The following is a 6,036-nucleotide window of genomic DNA, read 5'->3' on the forward strand; positions in this document are numbered from 1 at the left end:
GAGGAGTGTTTATAACCCGGCACCTATTTTATCCAGTATCTGGTGTGCCACATCCATGGCTCTAAAACCATCCACAACATTTACAGGGGTATCAGTATTTTGTACAATGGCATTATAAAAAGCCTGTAGTTCCATCTGGATGGCATTGCCATCTTCAATAATAGGGTTGGCAATTGCAATTGTTTTTTTGCCAATGTTGGTTTCAATGTCAAAAGTAAAAACATGTGTATCACCGGGTGCGCTCAGCTTTATGATTTCCGTTTTCTTTTCTAAAAAATCAATACCGATGTAAGCATCTTTTTGAAACAGGCGCATTTTACGCATTTTTTTCATAGAGATGCGGCTGCTGGTAAGGTTGGCCACACAGCCATTATCGAATTCTATGCGAACGTTGGCAATATCAGGTGTGTCGCTCATTACAGCCACACCATTGGCGCTGATAGATTTTACGTTGCTTTTTACCAGGCTTAAAATAATGTCGATGTCATGAATCATTAAATCCAGAATTACACTTACATCGGTACCCCGTGGATTAAATTGAGCCAGCCGGTGTACTTCAATAAACATCGGTTCAAGCAAACGGTTTTTCAGGGCTAAAAAAGCAGGGTTAAATCTTTCTACATGCCCTACCTGAAATTTTATATTGGCTTCTTTGGCAAGCTTTACCAACTGCCTTGCTTCATCCATGGTATTGGCCAGTGGCTTCTCTACAAACACATGCCTGCCTTTTGTGATGGCCGCTTTGCACAATTTAAAATGTTCCGTAGTCGGCGCTACAATGTCAACGGCATCGCAGGCATCCATTAATTTTTCCGCATCATCAAATCTTATGAGTTTATATTTTTCAACAATGGCAGTCGCTATCTCATCATTGGGATCAAAAAAACCAACCAGTTCCGCACCTTCAATTGTCAGCCAGTTATTTAAATGAAATTTCCCCAGATGGCCTACTCCAAAAACACCCACTTTAAGCATAAAAATATTCTTTGTTCAAAGATAACATCCTGCTGAGTATCATTGAACAATATGTTTTGTTAAGAATAATTTGTTTGTACCTATACCGATGAAGATGATGTGTTAGCGGGGTTCCCCGTATTACCCAAAATAAATTCCAAACCTGCCACTTATAACCCACAACTTATAACGCATGCCTGTTTAAAGGTTTCCTTTCTTCAATTCTTCCATCGCGTAACTGGCTGCCCTTGCTGTTAAAGCCATAAATGTTAACGAAGGATTTTGGGTGCCGGTTGAAACCATACTTGCCCCATCGGTAACAAACACATTTTTACAATGGTGTAATGCATTGTGTTTATCTAATAAGGATGTAGCAGGATCTTTACCCATTCTTACGCCGCCCATCTCATGTATATCCAGTCCCGGAGCCTGTTTGCTGTCGTTAATTCGAATATTTTTACAGCCTGCTTTGGTAAGCATTTCCTGGCCTTGTTGTAAAAAATCTTTTAATAATTTTTCATCGTTGTCATCATATACCACAGAAGTTACCAGTTGCGGAATACCCCATTCGTCTTTTTCATCCTTGCTAAGCCGGAGATGATTGGATTCCTTTGGAATGGTTTCACCCTGCATCATCATGAACACGCCCCAACCTCCTGGTTCTGACATAGCATCTTTAAACCCAGCGCCAATATCATCTTTGTTACTTCCATCACCGGTTCTTCTGCCTGCGCTGAAATGCACCATATAACCCCGCAAAAAATCCATTTCCTGTTTGTGCACATTTCTAAAATTGGGCATCATCGCACCCGTTGGTTTACGGCCGTAATAATATTGGTCTAGGTGTCCGTCCACGTCGGCCATCATGGTGCCACGGTAATTGTGAAACGCAACATATTTACCCAGCAAACCGCTGTCGTTACCCAAACCATTTGGAAAACGGGAGGATGTGGAGTTTAATAAAATTAAATTAGAATTAAGCGTAGCGGCATTTACAAAAATAATCTTTGCAAAATATTCTGTAGCAACCTTGGTATGCGCATCAATTACTCTTACACCTGTTGCTTTTTGTTTTTGTTCGTCGTATATGATAGAGTGTACCACAGAATCTGGGCGCAATGTAAGGTTGCCTGTTTTTGCGGCCCAGGGAAGGGTAGAAGCATTGGAGCTAAAATATCCGCCAAACGGACAGCCCCTGTCGCACATGGTTCGTCCCTGGCATTGTTGCCTGCCCTGGTCAAGATGAATTTGATTGGGTTTGGTTAAATGTGCACAACGGCCGATGATCACATTGCGGTCTTTATAATTGCTGTTTATTTTTTGTTGCAATTCCTTCTCTACACTGTTCAGTTCCCAGGGTGGTAAAAATTCTCCGTCGGGCAGAGTGTCCAGTCCATCCATATTTCCACTGATGCCGGCAAACCTTTCTACATGGCTGTACCAGGGCGCCAGCTCATCATAAGTAATGGGCCATTCAACCGCAAACCCATCCCTGCCCGGACCTTCAAAATCGTATTTGCTCCAGCGTTGTGTAGCCCTCGCCCAAAGCAATGATTTGCCACCCACCTGGTAGCCACGTATCCAGTCAAACGGTTTTTCCTGTACGTAGGGATGCTGTTTATCTTTCACAAAAAAATGCTCCGTAGCTTCACTAAACGCATAACACTTTGCAACAACCGGATTTTCTTTTTCTATTTTCAAAGGCATTTTTAACCGGTGTGTAAAATCCCATGGATCTTTGGTAGCGGTAGGATAATCTCTAAGATGCATTACATCTTTACCTCTTTCCAGTACCAGCGTTTTTAAGCCTTTTTCACAAAGTTCCTTTGCAGCCCAGCCGCCGCTGATTCCTGATCCGATTACAATGGCATCGAACGTATTTTTTGCAGCACCACCTGCATGGATGTTTACTTTTGTTGAATCGCCTGGCATATAAATTAATTAAAAATTAATAATTAAAAATTAAAAATTCTTTCAAACCGGTTGTGCTTAAGTTGTTACTTTTTATTTTTCTATTTTTCTATTTTTGAAACTTATCATCACTCATCACTCATAATTCATAACTATCTAAAGGTTCCCTTTCTTTAATTCTTCTACGGCATGGTTCACCGCTCTTGCCGTTAAAGTCATGTATAAGATAGATGGACTTTGATTGCCGGTACTGGTCATGCAGGCACCATCTGTTACAAAAACATTTTTGCAATGGTGCAAAGCATTCCATTTATCCAGCATAGATGTTGCAGCGTCATTGCCCATTCTGCAGCCACCCATTTCATGAATGTCCAGTCCTGGTGCCTGTTTGCTGTCGCTGTGTGTAATATTTTTTACACCCGCTTTGGCCAGCATTTCTTCTGTTTGGATAAAAAAATCTTTTAGCAATCTTTCATCATTGTCATCATACCCAACCGAGGTAACCAGCAAAGGTATTCCCCACTGGTCTTTTTTATCTTTACTCAATCTTACATGATTGATTTCTTTCGGAATGGTTTCACCTTGGAGATAGGCGTACACATGCCATGGGCCTGCTTCAGTCATGGCTTCTTTGTAAGCCGCACCAATTTGTTCGGGGCATCGGTTACCATCGCCTCTTTCCCGATAGGCACCCGCAAAAGTGGTAAAGCCACCAACAAAGTCGGTGTCAATTTTATGCAGGTTTCGGTAATTGGCAATAATTGCATCGGTGGGGTTACGGCCATACACGTACCTGTCTTCAAAGCCATCAATAGTACCATTCATCCACCCACGGTAATTGTGAAAACAAACATACTTGCCCAGGATGCCACTGTCATTACCCAGGCCATTTGGAAACCTTGAAGAAGTTGAATTAAGCAAGACCAAATTGCTGTTTAAAGCAGATCCGTTTACAAAAATTATTTTCGCAAAGTACTCGGTTGTTTCGTTGGTAACAGCATCTATAACTCTTACGCCGCTTGCCTTTTGTAGTTTGTCATCATAAATAACAGAGTGTACTACCGCAAATGGCCTGATAGTAAGATTGCCCGTTTTAGACGCCCAGGGAAGGGTAGAAGAATTACTGCTAAAGTAACCACCAAAGGGACAGCCCCGCATGCATAAATTTCTTGCCTGGCACTGTGCACGGCCCTGATCAAGATGTATTTGATTCGGCTTGGTTAAATGTGCCCATCTTGCATGTACCAGGTAACGGTTGCCATAAGTTGTTAGAAAGCTATCTTTCAAATGTTGCTCTACTACGTTCAAATCAAAGGGGGTTAAAAATTCGCCATCGGGCATTGCTTCCAGGCCATCTTTATTGCCGCAGATGCCAATAAATTTTTCGACATGGCTGTACCATGGGGCAACATCTGCGTAACGGATCGGCCAGTCCCAGCCATAGCCAAAGCGCTGCGGGCCGGTAAATTCAAAATCGCTCCAGCGTTGCGTAGCCCTGCCCCAGGTTAATGATTTACCACCTACCTGGTAACCGCGAATCCAGTCAAAAGGTTTTTCCTGAACATAAGGGTGGTCTTTATCTTTTACAAAAAAATGCTGGTCATCTTCTCCATAACCAGCGGCCTTGGATATCAATGGATTTTGCTCCAAAGTTTCTTTGGTAATTCTTCCGCGGTGTTTTAGTTCCCACGGATCTTTGGTGGCCGTTGGATAATCTTTATTGTGTTCCACATTGCGCCCTCTTTCCAGCACAAGCGTTTTCAATCCTTTTTCACACAATTCTTTGGCAGCCCAGCCACCACTGATACCACTGCCAATAACAATCGCATCGAAAGTATTTTTGGTAATACCGCCGCTGTTGATATTTACTGTTGAAGAATCACGTGGCATCGTTCCTGTTTTTTGTACTTAACTTTTGTAATTCTATTCAGCATCGTTGTATCACTCACTTGTACCGAATACCTGGTGCAACTTTTATCGAAGCGCAGGGGTGTTCCACATTTTAAAACGGATATAAATTTTTCTATTTTATACATTAAAATTATACGGCGTGTTCTTCCTGAGGCAACTCATTCCAGAAGCCCATTTTGCCAAACTTTTCAATGCGGCCTGTGCAACGTTTCTCTGCAGGTATTTGCTTTAATTCTTTTATAACGGGTATTAAATATTCTTTTAAAATACGGCCAGCGTCGTCGTAATCCCAATGACTGCCACCGGCAGGTTCAGGAATAACGCCATCCACCAAACCGAATCTCATCATATCGGCACCGGTTAAACGAAGTTGTTCTGCAGCAGTTTCTTTTTTATCCCAGCTACGCCATAAAATAGAGCTGCAGTTTTCAGGCGATATTACTGTATACCAGCTATTCTCTAACATAAATACCCTGTCGCCAACACCAATGCCCAATGCTCCGCCACTGGCGCCTTCGCCAATGATAACGCATATCACAGGCACTTTCAACCGCATCATTTCAAAAATATTCCTGGCAATTGCTTCTCCCTGACCACGTTCTTCAGCTTCCATGCCAGGGTAAGCGCCGGGCGTGTCTATTAAGGTAACAATTGGTTTATTAAATTTTTCTGCAAGCCGCATTAACCGCAAAGCTTTCCTGTAGCCTTCCGGATTGGCCATACCAAAATTTCGGAGCTGACGCATTTTGGTATTGATACCTTTTTGCTGACCGATGAACATCACTGTTTCCCCATCCAGTTGGGCAAAACCCCCTACCATGGCTTTGTCATCTTTTACATTTCTATCGCCATGCAGTTCAATAAAATTCGTTGTCATTTTATCGATGTATTTCAATGTATAGGGCCTGTCGGGGTGCCTGCTCAACTGCACTTTTTGCCAGGGGGTAAGATTAGCAGTAAGATGCCGCTTGGCATCAATAATTTTTTGTTCCAACGTTTGTATATATCCGCTAACATCCGTTTTATTTTTTTCAGCAGATGCTTTTATTTGTTCCAACTGGTCGTATAAGTCTTTAATGGGCTTTTCAAAATCCAGGAACTGTCGTTTTTTAAATTCAGGCATAGGAGCAAATTACAGCTTTGTATGTAAGCGATGAAAAATAAATAAATGTGCAGGCAAAAATAAGTCTTCAAATTTTTTAATAAAAGTTTTGGCTCAGGAAATTGAAAAACATATCTTTGCCATCCCGAAAAAAGAAA

General features: G+C 41.9%; 4 protein-coding genes. All 4 read right to left on the minus strand.

Annotated elements, in window-relative coordinates; all coding sequences use genetic code 11:
* Positions 1-9 precede the first annotated feature (9 nt).
* A complete protein-coding gene (locus tag H7254_RS08920) occupies positions 10-975 on the minus strand; it encodes a Gfo/Idh/MocA family protein (protein WP_301932639.1) in 966 nt (321 codons plus the stop codon).
* A 180-nt stretch (positions 976-1,155) separates the two neighbouring features.
* Positions 1,156-2,886: a GMC oxidoreductase gene (locus H7254_RS08925; RefSeq protein WP_301932640.1), complete on the minus strand. Its 1,731-nt coding sequence runs from the start codon at positions 2,884-2,886 to the stop codon at positions 1,156-1,158.
* Between the two features lie 135 nt (positions 2,887-3,021).
* The gene (locus H7254_RS08930) at positions 3,022-4,755 is read right to left on the minus strand and encodes a GMC oxidoreductase (RefSeq protein ID WP_301932641.1); all 1,734 of its coding nucleotides are present in this window, start codon (positions 4,753-4,755) and stop codon (positions 3,022-3,024) included.
* Between the two features lie 151 nt (positions 4,756-4,906).
* Positions 4,907-5,899, minus strand: a complete 993-nt coding sequence (locus H7254_RS08935) for an acetyl-CoA carboxylase carboxyltransferase subunit alpha (RefSeq protein ID WP_301932642.1) — start codon at positions 5,897-5,899, stop codon at positions 4,907-4,909.
* Positions 5,900-6,036: the final 137 nt, after the last annotated feature.

This window comes from Ferruginibacter sp., from assembly GCF_014377975.1.
Classification (GTDB): Bacteria; Bacteroidota; Bacteroidia; order Chitinophagales; family Chitinophagaceae; genus Ferruginibacter.

Excerpts from the sequence above, each read along its gene's own strand:
- H7254_RS08920 (WP_301932639.1), bottom strand. The coding sequence starts at position 975 with ATGCTTAAAGTGGGTGTTTTTGGAGTAGGCCATCTGGGGAAATTTCAT.
- H7254_RS08925 (WP_301932640.1), bottom strand. The coding sequence starts at position 2,886 with ATGCCAGGCGATTCAACAAAAGTAAACATCCATGCAGGTGGTGCTGCA.
- H7254_RS08930 (WP_301932641.1), bottom strand. The coding sequence starts at position 4,755 with ATGCCACGTGATTCTTCAACAGTAAATATCAACAGCGGCGGTATTACC.
- H7254_RS08935 (WP_301932642.1), bottom strand. The coding sequence starts at position 5,899 with ATGCCTGAATTTAAAAAACGACAGTTCCTGGATTTTGAAAAGCCCATT.